The sequence below is a fragment of the Cellulomonas edaphi genome (assembly GCF_030362815.1).
Classification (GTDB): Bacteria; Actinomycetota; Actinomycetes; order Actinomycetales; family Cellulomonadaceae; genus Cellulomonas; species Cellulomonas edaphi.
The window spans coordinates 836,043-855,450 of the sequence record NZ_JAUCGR010000002.1; the positions used below are offsets into that span (position 1 = coordinate 836,043).

Sequence of the window (19,408 nt, forward strand, 5' to 3'; positions counted from 1 at the left end):
CGTGACGAAGGCCACGCCGGCGACCGGTGCCGTGCGCGATCAGTGGGTCCCCGGGTGGGCCTCGTCGGCATCGTGCGCCGAAGCGGCCTCGTCGGACGCGTCCGGTGCGGGCTCTGAGGTCGGCTCGGCCGGCTCGTCGGCGTCGGCCGGCTCGTCGGCGTCGTCCGCCTCGTCGGCGTCGTCCGCCTCGTCCGCGTCGAACAGATCGGGCGCCACGGGCGTCAGCGCGAGCGGCGCGTCAGCCGGCGCACCAGGCTCGAAGTCCGGAAACGCGGCGAGCACGTCCAGCACGGCACGCTGCGGCTCGGCCGGTGCCTGCCCGTCCCCCGCCACCTCCTTCGCCGGCTCGTCGGTGCTCGCCTCGGTCTCGACGACCCAGGCGACCGGCTCGTCCGTGCTCACTGCCGTGTCGGACCCAGCCTCGACGGTCGGGAGGTCGGCCGGTGCCGCGTCGGCCGCGGGCGCCTGCGACGGGTCGCTGCCGTGGTCGTGATCGTGGTCGTGATCGTGGTCGTGCTCGTGCGCGTGGGCCGCCGCGGCGGCGATCGTGGCGAGCGTGGCCTTCACCGCCTCGCGCGCCTCGGGCAGCACCGGCACGGCCGTGTGCGGACCGGTGCCCACGGGCTCCTTGACCGCCGCGCCGCCGCGCTTGCGGCGCGCACGCTTGACCTCGCCCGCGGGTGCGACGCTCTCGCCGACCGCCTGCGCGGCGCCCGCCTCGGGCCGCCCGTTCTTCTCGATCGGCTCGTCGTGCACGATGAAGCCGCGCCCGTGGCAGTGCTCGCACGTCTCCGAGAACGCCTCGACGAGCCCCTGGCCCACCCGCTTGCGGGTCATCTGCACCAGGCCGAGCGAGGTGACCTCGGCGACCTGGTGCTTGGTGCGGTCACGCCCCAGGCACTCGACGAGGCGGCGCAGCACGAGGTCGCGGTTCGACTCGAGCACCATGTCGATGAAGTCGACGACGATCATGCCGCCGATGTCGCGCAGGCGGAGCTGCCGCACGATCTCCTCGGCCGCCTCCAGGTTGTTGCGCGTGACGGTCTCCTCGAGCGTGCCGCCCGAGCCGGTGAACTTGCCCGTGTTGACGTCGACGACCGTCATGGCCTCGGTGCGGTCGATGACGAGCGACCCGCCCGAGGGCAGCCACACCTTGCGGTCCATGCCCTTGGCCAGCTGCTCGTCGATGCGGTGCGCGGCGAACACGTCGCCCGTGCCCGCGTACTTCGACACCTTCTGCGCCAGGTCGGGCGCCAGCTCGTCGATGTACGACGAGATCGTCGACCACGCCTCGTCGCCCTGGACGATGAGCGAGCCGAAGTCGTCGTTGAAGATGTCGCGGACCACGCGGATCGCCATGTCCGGCTCGCCCTGGAGCAGCGCCGGCGCGGAAGCCGACTTCGACTTCTTCTCGATCGCCTCCCACTGCGACTGCAGCCGCGCGATGTCGGCGCGGAGCTCGTCCTCCGAGGCGCCCTCGGCGGCCGTGCGCACGATCACGCCCGCGGACTCGGGCACCACCTCGCGCAGGATCTTCTTGAGCCGGTTGCGCTCGACGTCCGGCAGCTTGCGGCTGATGCCGGTCATGCCGCCGCCCGGCACGTACACCAGGTAGCGGCCGGCCAGCGTGACCTGCGACGTGAGGCGCGCGCCCTTGTGGCCGATCGGGTCCTTGGTGACCTGCACGAGCACCGAGTCGCCCGACTTGAGCGCCTGCTCGATGCGCCGGGCGGAGCCGCCCTCGACGTTCGCGGCGTCCCAGTTGACCTCGCCGGCGTAGAGCACGGCGTTGCGGCCCTTGCCCACGTCGACGAAGGCGGCCTCCATGCTCGGCAGCACGTTCTGCACGCGGCCGAGGTAGACGTTGCCCACCATCGAGGCCGACGCCTGGTTGGAGACGTAGTGCTCGACGAGCACGCCGTCCTCGAGCACGGCGATCTGCGTGCGGCCGCCCTTCTCCCGCACGATCATCGAGCGGTCGACGGACTCCCGGCGGGCCAGGAACTCGGCCTCGGTGATGATCTGGCGCCGACGACCCGCGTCGCGCCCCTCGCGGCGGCGCTGGCGCTTGGCCTCGAGACGCGTGGAGCCGCGCAGCGCGGTCACCTCGTCGCTCGCGGACCGCGTGCGGGCCGCGCGCGGCTCACCGGGCTCGGCGTCCCCGGCCCGGGCGGACCCACGACGACGACGGCGACGACGGCTCGACGAGCGCGGCTCGCCACCCTCGGCGTCGCTCTCGTCGGACTCCTCGTCGTCGGTCTCCGCGTCACCGGCCTCGGCGTCGGAGGCGACGGCCTCGGACTCGTCCGCGTCGGAGGACTCGGGACGACGGCGGCCACGGCCACCCCGACGGCGACGACGGCGCGGCGCGCTCCCCGCGCCCTCCTGCTCGTCCTCGTCGGCCTCGTTCTCGGTCTCGTCCGCCTCGTTCTCGTCCGTCTCGACCTCGTCGGCCTCGACGTCGTCGACCTTCTCCGTGCCGAGCTCGTCGACGACGCCCGTCGGGACCTCGTCCTCGACGACCTCGTCCTGGCCCACGCCGGACTCGTCGTCCTGCGTCGCCGCACGGGGCGGCTCGCCGCCGCGGCCACGACGCCCTCGACGACGCGAGCCGCGACCGCCCGACGCGGCGGGCTGCTCGTCGGCACCCTCGAACGCGATCTCGGCGTCGGCCGCCTCGTGCTCGCGGGCCGCCTCGGAGATGGCCTCGGGAGAGCCGGCGCTGGAGGTGGCACGGCGACGGCGCTGCCGCGTGGCGGTCGGGTCGGGCGCCTGGAAAAGCAGCGCGGTGGTGGCCAGACGGGGCGACGACGGCGCCTGCTGCCCGGCGGCCGCGGAGGCGTCGGGCTGCGTGGCACTCGTGCTCGGTGCGTCCTTGGCGGCGCGCGTCGCGCGTGACCTGGCCGGCGCCTTCTCGGTGCCGGCGAACGCGGCCAGGACGTCGAGCGCCGGGGCGGTCGGCGCCTGCGCCTCGTCCTCGGCGGGCTCCTCGGCAGGCTCCTCGGTGGCGACGGGCTCGTCCGTGGTCGACGGCTGCGCGACGGGCGCCTGCTCGACGAGCGCGCCGGGCGCGGCAGCGGGCCGCGAGCTGGCGCGACGGCGACGGGCCGGAGCGGCGGCCTGCTCCGCGGCCGCCTCGGCTAGGGGCGCCTGCGCTGCGGAGGCGGTCTCGGTGGGCGCTGCCGCGGCGGTCTCGGTCTGCGCTGCGGCGTCGGCCGGTGCCGCCTCGGCGGCCGCGACCGGGCGCGTGGCGCGCTTGCGGGTCTTCGCCGCCTTGGGCGCCGCCGTCGGGGCCTCAGCGGAGGCGGCGGGACCCGCGGCCTCCGTGGCGGCGTGTGCGGCGGCGGAGACGTCGACGCCGGTCGTCGTCGCGCTCGGGGCGTCCGTGGCGAGCGGCGCGGGCGCGCCGGCCTTGCGACCGGCACGGGCACGGCCGGCGCGCGGGGCAGACGACGCGGTCGCATCGGCAGCCTCGGCTGCGGCCTCTGCCGGGACGGTTCCGTCTGGCTCACTGGCGGCCTTGCTGCGCTTGCGCGCGGGCTTCTTCGCCGCGGCCTCGTCGGGCTGGGACGGCTCGGCCACGGTCGCGGGCTCCGCGGCGGCGGGTGCCGCAACGGATGCGGTGGTGGCGGCGGGCGCTGCGACGACGGCGTCCGGAGCGGCCACGCTCCTGGTGGCGCGGCGGCGGCGGGCCGGGGCCGGCGCCGCCTCACCCCCGGCCGGCGTGGTTGCTGCGGACTCGGAAGTGTTGTCGGACATCACGCGAGGTGCTCCTGGGTACCGCGAACCACCGTCCACACAAGTGGCGGCCCGTGGCGGGTCGGTCGTCGCTCGCGTGTCAGCGCGGCGACGGAAGTCGTCGGTCGTGGCTGCTGCACCTGGCCGGGGCCATCGCCTGCCGGACGAGTTCCCGGGCCCCGATCGGGGACCTGACGGACTGCCTGGCGGCGGCTGGCGCACGCGACGTGGTCGATGCTGCGAGCTCACGGGTCCGCGCGGCGGTGTGGACGCCTCGAGAACCGTGAGCAGTATCGCACAGGCCGTCCCCGCAGGCCCGCCGACGCCGCTGCGCGACCCGCAAAGAATTTGACAGCACGTCAGTACCCGGGACCTTGGTCCCGGGGGCAGACTGGTCCTCGTTCTAGCGTTCCCCCAGGTCCCCAGCCCCGATTCACCCGAGCGCCGGCTCGGGCGCACAGGCGGACCTACGACCACCGGCTCGCACTCCCGCTCGGAGAACTCGTGGACGCTCTCGACCTCGCCCGCTGGCAGTTCGGTGTCACCACCGTCTACCACTTCATCTTCGTGCAGCTCACGATCGGCCTGGCGCCGCTCGTCGCGATCATGCAGACCGCGTGGGTGCGCACCGGCAACGAGCGCTGGCTGCGGCTGACCAAGTTCTTCGGCAAGCTTCTGCTGATCAACTTCGCCATCGGCGTCGCGACCGGCATCGTCCAGGAGTTCCAGTTCGGCATGGCGTGGAGCGAGTACTCCCGCTTCGTCGGCGACGTGTTCGGCGCACCGCTGGCCATGGAGGCGCTCGCCGCGTTCTTCGTCGAGTCGACCTTCCTCGGCCTGTGGATCTTCGGGTGGGACAAGCTGCCCAAGAAGATCCACCTCGCGTGCATCTGGGCCGTGGCGATCGCCACCAACCTCTCCGCCTTCTTCATCCTCGCGGCCAACTCCTGGATGCAGCACCCCGTCGGCGCGGTGTTCAACGAGGAGACCGGCCGCGCCGAGATGAAGGACATCGGCGCCGTGCTGACCAACCCGACCGTGCTGGCCGCGTTCCCGCACACCATCTCGGCGGCGTTCCTCACGGCAGGCACGTTCGTCGCCGGCATCGCCGCCTGGTGGATGGTCAGGCTCGTGCGGCGAGGTGACGTGGCGACCGCGAGGAACGTCTACCGGCCCGCCGTGATCGTCGGCCTGGTCGCCATCATCGTCAGCGGCGCGGGCGTCGCGATCACCGGTGACCAGCAGGCCAAGCTGATGTTCGAGCAGCAGCCCATGAAGATGGCGTCGGCCGAGGCCTTGTGCACGACGTCGTCGCACGTCTCCTTCTCGATCCTGGCGATCGGCAACCTGTCGAACGACTGCGACAACGTCAAGCACGTCATCGAGATCCCCGGGATGCTGTCCTTCCTCGCGACCGGCCACTTCGACTCCACCCTCCAGGGCGTGGACGACCTGCAGGCGCAGTACGAGCAGAAGTTCGGGTACACCGACGAGAACGGCAACCCGATCTCCTACCAGCCCGATCTCACGGTCACGTACTGGGGCTTCCGCCTCATGATCGGCTTCGGCCTCGGGTCCGCGGCGCTCGCCGTCGCCGCGCTGTGGCTCACGCGCAAGGGCCGGGTGACCGACAAGAAGTGGTTCGGGACGCTCGGCATCGCCGCGATCGCCACGCCGTTCCTCGCCTCGTCCGCGGGCTGGGTCTTCACCGAGATGGGTCGCCAGCCCTGGGTGGTCGCTCCCAACCCGAACCCGTCGGGGGTGGACGGCGTGTGGCTCATCACCGCGCGAGGGGTGTCGACCGTGCCCGGGGTCTCGAGCATCGCGATCTCGCTGGCCGCCTTCACGCTGCTGTACGGGGTGCTCGCCGTGGCCTGGTACCGGCTCATGCACCGGTACACCGTCGAGGGGGTCGCGGCCTCCGAGAAGGACCCCAGCCCCGAGGCGCGCACCGACGACGACGCCGACGCCCCGCTGTCCTTCGCGTACTGACAGGAGACGACCATGGAGCTGACCACCGTCTGGTTCATCCTCATCGCCGTCCTGTGGACCGGCTACCTCGTGCTGGAGGGCTTCGACTTCGGCGTCGGCATGCTGCTGGGCGTCCTGCCGCACAAGCAGGACCGCGAGCGCGAACGCCGCGTGATGATCAACACGATCGGCCCGGTCTGGGACGGCAACGAGGTGTGGCTGCTCACCGCGGGCGGCGCCACGTTCGCCGCCTTCCCGGAGTGGTACGCCACCTTGTTCTCGGGTTTCTACCTCCCGCTGCTGCTCATCCTGCTCGCGCTGATCGTGCGCGTCGTCGCCTTCGAGTGGCGCGGCAAGATCGACGACGACCGGTGGCGTGCGTGGGCGGACCGCGCGCTCGTCGTCGGCTCGTGGGTCCCGGCCGTGCTGTGGGGCGTGGCGTTCGCCAACATCGTGCGCGGGGTCGAGCTGGACGCGGACCACCAGTACGTGGGCGGCTTCTGGGCGCTGCTCAACCCGTTCGCGCTGCTGGGCGGTGCCACCACCGCGCTCATCTTCCTCACGCACGGTGCCTCGTTCCTGGCGCTGAAGTCGGACGGCGAGATCCGCACGCGGGCGGCAGCGCTCGCCGCGCGGCTGGCGCCCGTGACGCTGGCGGTCGCCGCGGTCTGGGCGATCTGGGCGCAGGTCTCCTACTCCGACGCGGCCTGGACGTGGGCGGCCGTCGCGGTCGCAGCCGTCGCGCTCGTGGTGCTCGTCGTGTCCACCCGCGCGCGCCGGGAGGGCCGGGCGTTCGTCGCGTCGGCCGTCACCATCGTCGCGGCGGTCGTGCTCATCTTCGGCTCGCTGTTCCCCGACGTGATGCCGGCCCTCGACCCCGCCAACTCCCTGACCGTCACCAACGCGTCCTCCACGCACTACACGCTCGTGGTGATGACCTGGGTGGCCGTCATCCTCACTCCGCTGGTGCTGCTGTACCAGGGCTGGACGTACTGGGTGTTCCGCAAGCGGGTCTCGACGGCGCACATCCCCGCGTCGATCGGCCTGACCTTCGATCGCAAGCCCGTCACCACGGGCCCGGCGGCCGAGGACCGGTGAGGGTCACCACGGCATGAGGCCCCTCGATCCGCGGCTGCTGCGCCACGCCCGGGCAGCGCGCGGCTACGTCGCCCTCACCGCCTCGCTGGGCATCGTCACGGCGGGGCTGGTCGTGGCCCAAGCCCTGCTGCTGGCGCACGCGCTGGGGCGCGCGGTGCACGACGGTGCCGACCTGAGCGCCATCGCGCCGTGGGTCGCGTGGCTCGCGGCCGTCGTCGGCGCACGCACGCTGGTGACGGCGCTGCAGGAGCGCTTCGCCCACCGGGCCGCCACGCGCGCCGTGGCCGAGCTGCGCGAGGGCGTGGTCGCGCACGCCGCGAGCCTCGGGCCACGCTGGCTCGCCACCGGGCAGGGGCCCGGGGTCGCCACCCTCGCGACCCGAGGTCTGGACGCGCTGGAGCCCTACTTCGTGCGCTACCTGCCCCAGCTGGTGCTCGCGGCCACCGTGACCCCCGCGACGCTGCTGGTGATCCTCGGCCTGGACTGGGTCTCGGCGGCCGTCCTCGTCGTGGTGCTGCCCCTGGTGCCCCTCTTCATGTGGCTCGTCGGTCGGCTCACGCAGGGCCGCTCGGAGCGCGGCCTGGACGCCATGCGCCGGCTCGGCGCGCAGACGCTGGACCTGCTGGCCGGGCTGCCGACGCTGCGCGCGTTCGGCCGCGAGCGCGGCCCCGCCGCACGCGTGCAGGCCCTGGGTGACGCGCACCGACGCGCCACGATGGGCACGTTGCGGATCGCGTTCCTGTCGGGACTCGTGCTGGAGCTGCTCACCACGCTGTCGGTCGCGCTCGTCGCGGTGGGCATCGGGCTGCGGCTGGTGCACGGGGGGCTCGACCTGGTGACCGGCCTGGCCGTGCTGGTGCTCGCTCCCGAGGTGTTCAACTCGCTGCGGCAGGTGGGCGCGCAGTTCCATGCGGCGAGCGACGGTGTGGCGGCGGCCGCGGCCGCGTTCGCGGTGCTCGAGACCCCCCTGCCGGCCGACGGCACACGCCCGTGCCCCGACCTGGCACGCACGACGGTGCGGCTGCGCGGCGTGAGTGTCACGTCGGCGACCGGGCGCACGCCCGACGACCTCGACCTCGACGTCCGCCCCGGCGAGGTGGTCGCTCTCGCCGGCCCGACCGGGAGCGGCAAGTCCACCGCGGTCGAGGTGGCGCTCGGACTCCTCGCGCCCGACGAGGGCACGGTCGAGCTCGTCGGCCCGGCGGGCACGACCCCGCTCGCCGACGTCGTGCGCGCGGACTACTGGTCGCAGGTGGCGTGGCTCCCGCAGCGTCCCGTGCTCGAGCCCGGCGCCGTGCGCGACGTCGTGGGTGGGGCCGACGACGCCGCTCGCTCCGCCGCCGCGGCCCTCACAGGGCTCGGCGAGGTGCTCGACGCCGCCCCGGCCGGGTGGGACACGGCCGTGGAACAGCTGTCCGTCGGCCAACGCCAGCGCGTCGCCCTGACGCGCGCGCTGCTCTCCGCCGCACCGTGGGTGGTGCTCGACGAGCCGACCGCGCACCTGGACGCCGCGGGCGAGCGCGTGGTGCTCGACACCGTGCGCGCGCTGCGGACCGGGGGACGCACGGTGCTGCTCGTCGCGCACCGGGCCTCCCTGCTGGCGTGCGCCGACCGGGTGGTGGCGCTCGAGCCCTCCGAGCAGCCCGTGGGGATCGCTCCATGACGCGCGGCACGCTGCGCCGTGCGGTCGCGCTGCTCGAGGTGGATCGGCGCCGGGCGGCGCAGGCCGTCGCGCTGGGCACGCTGGCTCTCGGCTGCGCCGTGGCCCTGGCGGCCGTCGCCGCGTGGCTGATCGCCCGCGCGTCCCAGATGCCCCCCGTGCTGACCCTGAGCGTCGCGACCGTCGCCGTCCGCGCGTTCGGCATCGGCCGCGGCGTGCTGCGCTACTGCGAGCGGCTGGTCTCGCACGACGTCGCGCTGCGCGGCATGACGACGCTGCGGACCACGCTCTACACGCGGATGTCGCAGGGCCAGCCCGCCGCCTTGCTCACGGTCCGTCGTGGAGACTTGCTGACGCGCATCGGGGCGGACGTGGACACCGTCGGCGACGTGGTCGTGCGCGGCGTGCTGCCCGCCGCGGTGGCGGCCGTGCTGGGGGTCCTCACGGTCGGCGCGATGGCGCTGATCTTCCCGCCGGCCGGCATCGCTCTGGCGCTCTGCCTGCTGCTGGCCGGGGTGCTCGCGCCGGTGCTCGCCGCCGCGGGCGCCGGCCGTACGCAGGAACGGGCGGCCGAGGGTCGCGCACGGGCGACGGCCAGCGCGCTGGGCATCCTCGACGACGCCGGCCCGCTCGCCGTCGCGGGCCGCACCCACGCGGAGCTCGCCGCGCTGGCGGCCGCCGACCGCGACGTCGCTGCCGCGACCGACGCGGGCGCCCCGGCGTCGGCGCTCGCCGCCGGCGTCGGCCAGCTCGCGACGGGTCTCGCCGTGCTGGCCGCCCTGGTCACGGGCGTGCCCGCCGTGACCTCCGGGCGGCTGTCCGCCGTCGCGCTCGCCGTGGTGGTGCTCACGCCGCTCGCGGCCTTCGAGGCCACCTCGGTGCTGCCGGCGGCCGCGGTGCAGGTGCAGCGCTCGCGCGCGGCGGCCGCGCGCATCCTGGCGCTGCTGGACGCCGCCGGCCCGGCGCTCGAGCCGGCCGCCGGGCCGACGCACGGCTCCCCGAGCACAGCACCGGACGCCCCAGACGCGAGCCCCGCGCGGCCCCAGGATGCCGCCCTCGTGGCCCGTGACCTGCAGTGCGGGTGGCCCGGCCGGCCGCCCGTCGTGCGCGGGCTCGACCTGCACGTCGAGCCGGGCCGCAGCATCGCCGTCGTGGGGCCGAGCGGCTCCGGGAAGACCACGCTGCTGGTCACGCTGGCGGGCCTGCTCCCGCGCCAGGGCGGCAGCCTCTCGATCGACAGCACCGACCTCGACCTGGTGGACCGCGCGGGCGGCGCCGTCCTGCACGTGGCGGAGGACGGCCACGTGTTCGGCACGAGCATCCTGGAGAACCTCCGCGTGGCCCGCGGTGACGTCACTCCCGACCAGGCCCGCGCCGCGCTGGGCGACGTCGCGCTGACCGGCTGGCTCGCCGCCCAGCCCGACGGCCTCGACACGCTGCTCGGTCCGGACGGGCGGACTCTCTCGGGCGGCGAGCGCCGGCGCCTGCTGCTCGCCCGGGGGCTGCTCAGCCCCGCACCCGTGCTGCTCGTGGACGAGCCCGCCGAGCACCTGGACCCTGGCACGGCGGACGCCGTCGTGCGCGCGCTGCTGACCCGCCACCGTGATCGCGGCGTCGTCGTCGTCACCCATCGCCTGACCGCGCTGGACGCGGCCGACGAGGTGATCCGGCTCGAGGGCGGCCGGGTCGCCGCGCGCGGGACGCACGCGGCGCTGCTGGCGTCCGACCGCCGCTACCGTGAGGATCTTGCCGAGGAGTCCAGGGAGGACGCGTGAGTGCGCACGACGAGGGGCCCGGCGTCCCGTTCCGGGGCGGCGTCATCTCCGAGGTCGAGCCGTCCCCGGTGCCCTTCACCGGCGACCCCCTGAACGACCTGCTCGAGGCCGTGCTGTCGGTCGCGAGCGAGCTGGACCTGCCCGAGGTGCTCAACCGGTTCGTTCAGGTCAGTGCCGACCTCACGGGCGCGCGGTACGGCGCCATCAACGTCGTCGACGCGCACCGCGCCTCGACCACCTTCGTGTACACCGGCGTCCCCACGGCCCTCGCCCGGATGATGGGGCACGCCCCGCACGCGGCGGGCGTGCTGGGCCAGATCCCGGCGGACCGCGCGCTGCGGCTCGACGACCTGCGCGACCATCCCGCCTTCATCGGCTTCCCCGAGGGGCACCCGCCCATGGGCTCGTTCCTCGGCGCGTCCGTGCGCGTCGGCGACCGCGTGTTCGGCCAGCTGTACCTGTCGGAGAAGGAGGGCGGCTTCACCGCCGCGGACGAGAGCACGGCCCTCGTGCTGGCCGCCGCGGCGGGCGTCGCGGTCGCCAACGCGCAGCTGTTCGCCAAGGCGGCCCACCGGGAGCACTGGCTGCGCGCGGGCCAGGACATCGCCACGATGCTGCTCGAGGGCGTCGACGAGGAGGAGGCGCTCGAACGCATCGCCGCGACCGCGCGCGAGGTCGCGGGCGCGGACGTCGCCGCGCTCGCGCTGCCCGGGATGGGCGGCGAGCTGTACATCGAGCTCGCCGAGGGTCACCTCGCCGGTCGGCTCATCGGTGCGCAGATGCCCACCGGCGGGCGGGCCTGGACCGTGATGACCGAAGGACGTGGCCTGCTGTCGCCGTCGATGTCCGGCTCGCCGAACGTCCGGCTCGAGGTGATGCGGTCCTTCGGGCCCGCGCTGTACGCGCCGTTGCAGACCTCGGGCCACGGCGTGGGCGTGCTGATCCTCATGCGCCGCATCGGCGCGGCTCCGTTCGACGAGAACGACCTGGCCACCGCCGAGTCGTTCGCCGCCCAGGCGGCCCTGGCCTACGTGCTGGCCGAGGCGCGGCACGCACAGGACGTCGCCGCCCTGCTGGACGAGCGGTCGCGCATCGCCAGGGACCTGCACGACCTCGCCATCCAGCAGCTGTTCGCCACGGGGATGCAGCTCGAGACCGTGCGACGCCGCGCCGCGCGCGGCGTCGACCCGGCTGAGCTGACCTCGATCGTCGAGGAGGCGCTCGACAACGTCGACTCCTCCGTGCGGCAGATCCGGCAGATCGTCTACGCCCTGCGGGACCCGGACGCCGCGGCCGGGGTCGTCGAGCGCCTGCGGCGTGAGGCCTCGCTCGCTCGCACCGGCCTCGGCTTCGCGCCGTCGGTGGTGCTGACCCTCGACGGCCACGGTCTGTCCGACGACGGCGTCGACGAGGACCTGATCGACGAGCGCGTCGGGCAGGACCTCACCGACGACGTCGTCGCCGTGGTGCGCGAGGGCCTCGCCAACGCCGCCCGGCACGCCCACGCCGCCTCCGTGAGCGTGCGCGTCGACGTGCGCGGGAAGGGACCGCTCGGCGTCGTGCTCGTCGAGGTCGAGGACGACGGCGTCGGCATGCCGCAGACGCGGGACCGGTTCTCCGGCACCGGCAACCTCGCCGCGCGCGCGCGGCAGCACGGCGGGACCTTCACCATCGGCGCCGCGCCCACGGGCCGGGGCACGCTGCTCACCTGGCAGTCCCCGCTGCCCTGACGGGCGGCCGCCGAGTGCGGCGGCCGGGACTAGTGGCCGGGCTCCGCCCGCCAGCTCGAGTGCTTGCGGGACGCCACCCACGCGGCCACCTGCGTGCGCCGCTGCAGGCCCATCTTCGCCAGGAGGGCCGTGATGTGGTTCTTGACGGTCTTCTCGGCGACGCCCAGCCGCTCCGCGATCTCGCGGTTCGACATGCCCTCGCCGATCAGGTCCAGCACGCGCAGCTCGCTGGGCGTGAGGTTCTCCGTCGGGTCCTCGTGGCCCGCCTTGCGCCGGGTGATGGTCCGCTCGTCGAGGAGCGTGCGGCCCGCCGCGACGGCCCGGATCACGTCGGCGATCTCCGCGCCGCGCACCGACTTGAGCAGGTAGGCGGAGGCGCCGGCCTCGAGCGCCGCCGCGAACGCGTCGTCGTCGTCGAACGACGTCAGGATGATGGCGCGCGCGCCCGGGAGCGTCTGACGCACCTGCGAGATGAGGTCGATGCCGGTGCCGTCGGGCAGCTGGAGGTCGACGAGCAGCACCTGCGGCTGCACGAGGCCCGCGCGCCGCACCCCGTCGGCGACCGAGCCCGCCTCGGCGCTGACCGTCATGCCCTCGGCCCGCTCGACCACCTCGGCGATGCCTCGACGCACCACCTCGTGGTCGTCCACGATCATGACCGTGATGGGCCCGGGCTGCGTTGCGGTGGCGGGATTCGACACGGTGGCATCGTATCGGGGTGTGACCACCATGGCTGTCCCCACCACGCTGCACGAGCACCTCGACCTGCCCGAGGGCGTGCGCGAGGTCCGCTACGCGCCCGACCAGCCCGTGCCGGACTGCGACGCGGAGATCCTCGTGGTGTGGGGCAGCGGTCGACGCGTGCTGCGCGACGCCGCGACCCGGCTCCCCCGGTTGCGCTGGGTCGCGGGGCTCGCCGCCGGCGTCGACACGCTGCTGGACGCGGGCTTCGCGCCCGACGTGACCCTCACCTCCGGTCGCGGGCTGCACGACGGCCCGGTGGCCGAGCACACGCTCGCGCTGCTGCTCGCCTGCGCGCGCCGCATCCCCGAGCTGGTGCGCGCGCAGGACCAGCACCGCTGGGCTGCCGAGCTGGGCGGCATCCAGGAGGTGCGAGCCGACGAGTTCCGCTCGCTCGCCGGCGCCCGCGTGGTGGTGTGGGGTTTCGGCTCGATCGCCGCGCGGCTGGCGCCCCTGCTCGTCGCCCTGGGCGCCTCCGTGACGGGCGTCGCGACCACGCCGGGCACCCGGCACGGCTTCCACGTGGTCACCCCCGACGAGCTGCCGGGCATCCTGCCGGCCGCGGACGCGCTCGTCTCGCTGCTGCCCGACACCCCCGCCACCCGGCACGCCGTGGACGCCGAGGTGCTGAGCCTGCTCCCGCGCCACGCCTTCGTGGTCAACGTGGGCCGGGGCGCGACGCTGGACCAGGACGCGCTGCTGAGCGCCGTGCGCGACGGCGCCCTGGCGGGCGCGGCGCTCGACGTGTTCGACCGCGAGCCGCTCCCGGCGGACTCACCGATCTGGGACGAGCCGCGCATCCTCGTCAGCCCGCACAGCGCCGGCGGACGGCCGCTCGGCGCCGCGGCGTTCCTCCAGGAGAACCTCGCGGCCTATCTCGCGGGCGAGCCGCTGCGCAACACCGTGCCGCGCTGAGTCACCAGCGCCCGTGGCGCGGACGCGGCTGGCAGCGCGGGCACGTGAACGCCGAGCGGTTCATGAACTCGTCGCGACGCACTGGCGTCCCGCACCTCGGGCAGGGCCGGCCCTCCTGCCCGTAGACCGCGAGCGAACGATCGAAGTAGCCCGACGCGCCGTTCACGTTGACGTAGAGCGCGTCGAAGCTGGTGCCGCCCTGCGCGAGCGCCTGCGACATCACGTCGCGCGCGCCCGCGAGCACGCGCTCCGCCTCGGGTCGACGCATCGTGTCCGTGGCGCGTGCGTAGTGCAGGCGCGCGCGCCACAGGCCCTCGTCGGCGTAGATGTTGCCCACGCCCGAGACGAGGGTCTGGTCGAGCAGCGCCCGCTTGATGCCCGTGCGACGCGCCCGCATCGCGGTCAGCACGGCGCTCTCGTCGAGGTGCGGGTCCAGCAGGTCCCGCGCGATGTGGCTCACGGGCTCGGGCACGGCCGCGAGCTCGGAACCGGCCCCTCCGGGGGCACCGTCGGACGTCCCGACCAGCTCCTGGACGCTCAGGTGCCCGAAGGTGCGCTGGTCGACGAAGTCGAGCACGCCGTCGTCGAGCACGAGCCGGACCCGCAGGTGGGGGTGGTCGCTGCCCTCGTCCGCCGACGAGCGCACCAGGAGCTGACCGCTCATCCCCAGATGCGCCAGCAGCGCCTCGTCGTCCCCCAGCAGCAGCCAGCAGAACTTGCCGCGCCGCACCGCTGCCTCCAGCGTCCGGCCCGTGAGCCGGCCCGCGAAGTCGAGGGGTCCCGCGCCGTGCCGGCGCACGCTGTAGTCGCGCCGCACCTCGACCGCGAGGACCGTGCGGCCGAGCACGTGCCGGGCCAGCCCGTCCCGGACGGTCTCGACCTCGGGGAGCTCAGGCACCCGTGAGACGCGCCGCGCTGCGCAGGGGCTCGAGCGCCAGGTACGCCGCCTCGGCGGCCTGCTGCTCGGCGACCTTCTTGGCGGGACCCACGCCGGTGCCGCGCGCCTCTCCGCCGACGACGGCGTGCGCGGTGAACGTGCGCGCGTGGTCCGGTCCCTCGCCCGTCACCTCGTAGTGCGGGGCGCCCAGGTCCAGCTCGGCGGACAGCTCCTGCAGGGACGTCTTCCAGTCCAGCCCCGCACCGAGCTCGGCGGCGACCACGAGCGACGGTCCCACCAGGCGCTCGACCACGGCGCGCGCGGTCTCGAGCCCGTGCGTGAGGTAGATGGCTCCGAAGATGGCCTCGAGGGTGTCGGACAGGATCGAGTCCTTGTCCGCGCCGCCCGTCCCGAGCTCGCCCTTGCCGAGCAGCACGTAGGCGCCGAGGTCCAGCTCCCGGGCCACCGCGGCGAGCGCGCGCTGCGACACGGTCGCGGCGCGCATCTTGGCGAGCGCACCCTCGGGCTCGTTCTCGTGCGCGCGGTACAGGTACTCGGTCACCACGAGCCCCAGCACCGTGTCGCCCAGGAACTCGAGGCGCTCGTTGGTGGGGATCCCGCCGGCCTCGTGCGCGAACGAGCGGTGCGTCAGGGCAAGCACGAGAAGCTCGGGGTCCAGGTGGACCCAGAGCTTCTCGAGAAGGTCAGTAGCCGCGGCGCTCACGCCGTCTCCGGCTGCACGCGTCACGACTCGAGCGCGCTGGCGTCAGCCGGCGAGCTCGGTGCGCTGCGCCTCGGCGTACGTGCGGCCGTTGTAGGCACCGCACGACGGGCACGCCGTGTGGGGCTTCTTGTCGGCCTTGCACTGCGGGCACGAGGTGAGCGTCGTGGCAGTGGTCTTCCACTGCGACCGACGCGCACGGGTGTTGCTGCGCGACATCTTGCGCTTCGGAACCGCCACGGCTAGCTCTCTTTCGTCTCGTCATCCAGGCTCGCGAGGCCGCTCAGTGCGGACCAGCGCGGGTCAAGGATCTCATGCGAATGGTCAGGGTCGTCCGCCAGGCGGGCTCCGCACTCGGAGCACAGTCCCGGGCAGTCGGGTTGGCACAGCGGCTGGAACGGCAGAGCCGGCACGACCGCGTCACGCAGCGCGGGCTCGAGGTCGATCAGGTCGCCCTCCAGCTCACGCAGGTCTTCGTCCTCGTCGCCGTCCTCCGCCGCGACCTGCGCGCGCTCGGGGTAGACGTACAGCTCGGTGAGGGACAGGTCGACATCCTCGACCGCCTCACCCAGGCAACGCACGCACTCCCCGATCGCCCGACCGCGGACGGTTCCGGAGACCAGGACCCCCTCCATGACCGCCTCGAGCCGCAGATCCAGCTCGACGTCGGCCCCGGCGGGGATGCCGATCACGTCCGTCCCGAGATCCTCAGGAGCACCGACGGTCCGCTGCACGGTCCGCGTCGATCCCGGACGTCGGCCGAGCTCGTGGGTGTCGAGCACGAACGGCGAACGGGGATCGAGGTGGGCAGGGCGCTGCACGGCCGGTTCCCCTCGTTGATCTCGGTCCGCACACTGATCGGCAGGACCAACCGACAACCTTACGGCACCGGCGGACGGCGCCCAAATCCTCCCGTGTGACCTTCGCCCTGCTCAGCGGGGCCTGGTGTCAGGCGGTCTGGTCGTCCGACAGCCGTCCCGCCAGCTTGGCGCGGCCGGCCTGGACCTGGGCCAGCACCTTGCCGAGGTCGATCTCGAAGTCGGCGAGCCGGCGGTCGCAGTAGTCGTCCGCGTCCCGGCGCAGCCCGTCGGCGGTCTCCTGCGCGTCCGCGACCACCTGCGCCGCGCGGGCGTGCGCCGCGACCACCACCGCCTCGGCCTCGACGAGCCGCGCGGCCTCCTGCCGGGCGGCCTCGAGCACCGCGTCGGCCTCCGCCTGGGCGCCCGCACGAGCCGCGTCCGCGTCGGCCAGCACCTCGTCCGCCTGGCTGAGCTGCGTGGGCAGCACGTCCCGCGCCTGGGAGACCAGGTCGAGCAGCTCGGCGCGGTTCACCAGCACCGAGGAGGACATGGGCATGGCGCGCGCCACGTTCACCGCTCCCTCGATGGCGTCCAGCACGCCCGTCAGGCCCTCCGGCCTCGTCGTCGGCTCGCTCATCGACCACTCCCTCCCAGCGCCTCGCGCACCGCGGCGGCGACGCCGTCCGGGACGAGGTCCTCGATCGGCCCACCGAAGCGGGCCACGTCCTTGACCAGCGACGACGCGATGTGCGCCAGGCCGGGCTCTCCCACCACGAACACGGTCTCCACGTCCGTCAGGTGCCGGTTCATCAGGGCCATCGGCAGCTCGGCGTCGAAGTCCGCACCGCCGCGCAGCCCCTTGACCAGCGCACCGGCACCGACGTCACGCACGAAGTCCGCCAGCAGCCCCTCGACCACCTCGACGCGGATGCCCGCGTCCCCGGCGAACGCCGCCCGGGCCAGCTCGAGGCGCGTGGCCACCGGCAGCAGGGGCGACTTCGAGGAGTTGCGCGCCACGGCCACGACCACCTCGTCGAACAGCGAGCGGGCGCGCCGCACCACGTCGACGTGGCCCAGGGTGAGCGGGTCGAAGGAGCCGGGGCACACCGCGATGGTCACCTCGCCAGGGTAGGCCAGCGAGGCGAGTTCGCTCGCGAGGGCCTGCGCGCGTCAGGTCTCGTCGGCGCCCGACGGCTCGGCGAACCACACGACCGTCTCGCCGTAGGCCCGGCGGTCGAACCTCCTGACGCCGTGCGGCCAGACCGGCTCCGGAGCACGCGACGAGCGCTCGACGGCCAGCACCGCGCCGCGCGCCAGGGCACCACCGACGCCGGCCAGGACGAGCGCGAGGTCGCCCTCCGGCAGGTCGTAGGGCGGGTCGACGAGCACGAGGTCCCACGGCTCGTGCACGGGCCGCTCGACGAACCTCTCGGCCCGCTCGGCGACCACCACGACGCCCGGCAGCGCGAGCGCGTCCGCGTTGCGCCGGCACACCTGTGCCGCCTCCTTCGCCGCCTCGACCAGGGTCACCGCCGCCGCGCCCCGGCTCGCCGCCTCCAGGCCCAGCGCGCCCGACCCCGCGAACAGGTCCAGCACGCGAGCGCCGTCGACGACGTCGAGGTGCTCGAGGCGGGAGAACAGCGCCTCGCGCACGCGCTCGCTCGTGGGCCGCGTGCCCTTGCGCGGCACGCCGAGCGTTCGGCCGCCCGCCGCGCCCGCGACGATGCGGGTCACCGGTTGGCCTTCTTGGCCTTGTCGAGCTCCTCCTGGCTCGCCAGCATGCGCTCCATCATGGTCCCGGTCGCGATGGAGGACGCCACGGCGACCGCGATGGACGCGAGCCCCGCCTGGATCACCACCATGGTCGGGCCCACGTGGCGCAGCAGGACGGCGATCCACACCGGCAGCAGGCCGAGCACGACGACGTCCGGGCCGCGCGCCAGCACAGCGCCGACGCCCGTGGGCAGCGCACCCATGGGCGTCGAGACGAGCGGGCCGCCCCAGTCCGGCGCCGGCCGGTACGACGACCGCACCGCGGCCGCGGCCCACACGGGCGTGGCCGCGACCCCGAGCACCACCCATCCGGCGACGTCGCCCGTCCACCGGCCCACGGACGCGAACGCCACGACCGACCAGGGCAGCATCGCGAGACCCGGGACGACCATCCGCAGCCGGCGGACCGTCTTCGCGTCGAGGGGCAGCAGGCGGTCCAGGACCGGCGCCATCTGCGCGCGCCGCGCCCCCTCGCCGGTCGCGCTCATGGCGACGTAGCCCGAGACGAGCAGCGCCAGCAGCACGCCACCCGAGCTCGCCAGCTCCGGGACGGAGGTCACGAGCACCGGGACGAGTGCCGCGACCACCAGCTGCACGACGTGTCGCACCGAGCGCCGCAGCACCACGAGGTCCGCGGTGACGACGGCCGTGGCCGGTCCGCGGGCCGTGCGCAGGCGCGACAGCCGCCGCCGCGTGCTGCTGGCCGCACCGTCGGTGAGCGCCCGGCCCAGCTCGCGCGAGTCGAGCGAGACGGCCGCCCCCACGGCCTGCGTGGCGACCGACCCGCTCTCGCGCAGGGAGCGCGTCGGGATGCGGTGCAGGCGCCGGTCGACGAGCACCGCGACCGCCGCGAGCAGCAGCGCCGCGAGCGCCGCGCCGAACCATGGCAGCGTGGGCACCTCGTCGACCGACCAGTCGGCCAGCGCGAGACCGACGGCCGCGACCGGCGCCGCCGCGAGGATCAGGTCACCCGCGAGGGCGGTGGCGGAGCGGCTCACGCCCGCCGACTGCGCGAGCGCTGCCAGCAGCACGATGCCGGCGCCGACGAGCGCCGACGTGATGATCACGTGCGCCACGCGCGGACCGACGTCGTCGAGCAACCCCGCGTCGAGCAGTCCCACGAGGATCGCCAGGACCAGGGCGGCCACGAGCGGGAGGCGGCGCGCCGCGGGCCGCAGCAGCCCGCGCCGGTCCACGGGCAGCGGCAGCCACCACGCCGCCTCGGCACCGCCGGCGCCGACGGGACCGAGCCGGCCGGCGAGCGAGACGAGCACGCCCACCAGCGCGACGACGATCACGACGACGAGCGTCGCCAGGCTCAGGTTGGCGGGTGCCTCGACGTCGGGCTCGGGCGGCAGCGCGACGCGCATCGCCTGCGTGAACCCGAGCGCCATGCCGATCGCGATGCCGAGCGAGATGACCGCGTAGTAGACGCTGGCCAGCAGCGAGCCGATGCTCGCCCCGCCGCGCGCGTTGGCGGCCTGCGCGGTGAACCGCCGGATGTCGCGAGCCGCCGGGATCTCGCCCGGCCGGCCCGGCAGGACCACCGGGTCGAGCGCCTCGCCCGCCGCCTCGCTCACGGGTTCTCCCGGCTGACTCACGGGTTCTC

At 74.6% G+C, this 19,408-nt stretch carries 16 protein-coding genes; 6 read left to right on the forward strand and 10 right to left on the reverse strand.

From position 1 onward, the window contains the following. Nucleotides 1–39: 39 nt before the first annotated feature. Nucleotides 40–3,759 carry a ribonuclease E/G gene (locus tag QRT05_RS10085; RefSeq protein WP_289447088.1) on the reverse strand — a complete coding sequence of 1,240 codons (3,720 nt, stop codon included), beginning with the start codon at nt 3,757–3,759 and terminating at the stop codon, nt 40–42. 483 nt (nt 3,760–4,242) lie between these two features. Between QRT05_RS10085 and QRT05_RS10090 the strand changes: the two genes are divergently transcribed. The 5 genes from QRT05_RS10090 to QRT05_RS10110 are packed head-to-tail and all read left to right on the forward strand — an operon-like array spanning nt 4,243 to nt 11,972. Further along, nucleotides 4,243–5,730, forward strand: coding sequence for a cytochrome ubiquinol oxidase subunit I (locus QRT05_RS10090; protein WP_289447090.1), 1,488 nt, complete (start codon nt 4,243–4,245; stop codon nt 5,728–5,730). 12 nt (nt 5,731–5,742) lie between these two features. Beyond that, nucleotides 5,743–6,807: a cytochrome d ubiquinol oxidase subunit II gene (gene cydB, locus QRT05_RS10095; protein ID WP_289447091.1), complete on the forward strand. Its 1,065-nt coding sequence runs from the start codon at nt 5,743–5,745 to the stop codon at nt 6,805–6,807. Between the two features lie 13 nt (nt 6,808–6,820). Next, nucleotides 6,821–8,470: a thiol reductant ABC exporter subunit CydD gene (gene cydD / locus QRT05_RS10100; RefSeq protein ID WP_289447092.1), complete on the forward strand. Its 1,650-nt coding sequence runs from the start codon at nt 6,821–6,823 to the stop codon at nt 8,468–8,470. After that, nucleotides 8,467–10,242 (forward strand): thiol reductant ABC exporter subunit CydC, encoded by a 1,776-nt coding sequence (cydC, locus tag QRT05_RS10105; RefSeq protein WP_289447093.1) that lies wholly within the window; start codon nt 8,467–8,469, stop codon nt 10,240–10,242. Before cydD ends, cydC begins: the two co-directional genes overlap by 4 nt. Then, complete coding sequence (locus QRT05_RS10110; protein ID WP_289447095.1) at nt 10,239–11,972, forward strand: sensor histidine kinase; 1,734 nt, start codon at nt 10,239–10,241, stop codon at nt 11,970–11,972. Before cydC ends, QRT05_RS10110 begins: the two co-directional genes overlap by 4 nt. A 29-nt stretch (nt 11,973–12,001) precedes the next feature. Here the strand turns inward: QRT05_RS10110 and QRT05_RS10115 are convergent, their stop codons facing one another. Next, on the reverse strand, nt 12,002–12,628 hold the full coding sequence (locus QRT05_RS10115) for a response regulator (protein ID WP_289447401.1): 627 nt from the start codon (nt 12,626–12,628) through the stop codon (nt 12,002–12,004). Nucleotides 12,629–12,701: 73 nt separating this feature from the next. On the opposite strand from QRT05_RS10115, the gene QRT05_RS10120 reads away from it, so the two are divergent. Next, nucleotides 12,702–13,628 carry an NAD(P)-dependent oxidoreductase gene (locus QRT05_RS10120; protein ID WP_289447096.1) on the forward strand — a complete coding sequence of 309 codons (927 nt, stop codon included), beginning with the start codon at nt 12,702–12,704 and terminating at the stop codon, nt 13,626–13,628. A 1-nt stretch (nt 13,629) separates the two neighbouring features. Here QRT05_RS10120 and mutM read toward each other — a convergent pair whose 3' ends face one another. The 8 genes from mutM to QRT05_RS10160 form a co-directional block, all read right to left on the reverse strand. Continuing rightward, nucleotides 13,630–14,526, reverse strand: coding sequence for a bifunctional DNA-formamidopyrimidine glycosylase/DNA-(apurinic or apyrimidinic site) lyase (mutM, locus tag QRT05_RS10125; protein ID WP_289447097.1), 897 nt, complete (start codon nt 14,524–14,526; stop codon nt 13,630–13,632). Beyond that, nucleotides 14,519–15,229, reverse strand: coding sequence for a ribonuclease III (rnc, locus tag QRT05_RS10130; protein WP_289447099.1), 711 nt, complete (start codon nt 15,227–15,229; stop codon nt 14,519–14,521). The genes mutM and rnc overlap by 8 nt, the downstream gene beginning before the upstream one ends. A 42-nt stretch (nt 15,230–15,271) precedes the next feature. Further along, the gene (rpmF, locus tag QRT05_RS10135; protein WP_289447100.1) at nt 15,272–15,466 is read right to left on the reverse strand and encodes a 50S ribosomal protein L32; all 195 of its coding nucleotides are present in this window, start codon (nt 15,464–15,466) and stop codon (nt 15,272–15,274) included. Nucleotides 15,467–15,468: 2 nt separating this feature from the next. Then, on the reverse strand, nt 15,469–16,047 hold the full coding sequence (locus QRT05_RS10140) for a YceD family protein (protein WP_289447402.1): 579 nt from the start codon (nt 16,045–16,047) through the stop codon (nt 15,469–15,471). A gap of 127 nt (nt 16,048–16,174) precedes the next feature. Continuing rightward, the gene (locus QRT05_RS10145) at nt 16,175–16,663 is read right to left on the reverse strand and encodes a hypothetical protein (protein WP_289447101.1); all 489 of its coding nucleotides are present in this window, start codon (nt 16,661–16,663) and stop codon (nt 16,175–16,177) included. Further along, nucleotides 16,660–17,145 carry a pantetheine-phosphate adenylyltransferase gene (gene coaD / locus QRT05_RS10150; RefSeq protein WP_289447103.1) on the reverse strand — a complete coding sequence of 162 codons (486 nt, stop codon included), beginning with the start codon at nt 17,143–17,145 and terminating at the stop codon, nt 16,660–16,662. The genes QRT05_RS10145 and coaD overlap by 4 nt, the downstream gene beginning before the upstream one ends. 51 nt (nt 17,146–17,196) lie before the next feature. Continuing rightward, a complete protein-coding gene (gene rsmD, locus QRT05_RS10155; protein ID WP_289447105.1) occupies nt 17,197–17,760 on the reverse strand; it encodes a 16S rRNA (guanine(966)-N(2))-methyltransferase RsmD in 564 nt (187 codons plus the stop codon). Next, nucleotides 17,757–19,379: a DUF6297 family protein gene (locus QRT05_RS10160; RefSeq protein WP_289447106.1), complete on the reverse strand. Its 1,623-nt coding sequence runs from the start codon at nt 19,377–19,379 to the stop codon at nt 17,757–17,759. Before QRT05_RS10160 ends, rsmD begins: the two co-directional genes overlap by 4 nt. Between the last annotated feature and the right edge of the window lie 29 nt (nt 19,380–19,408).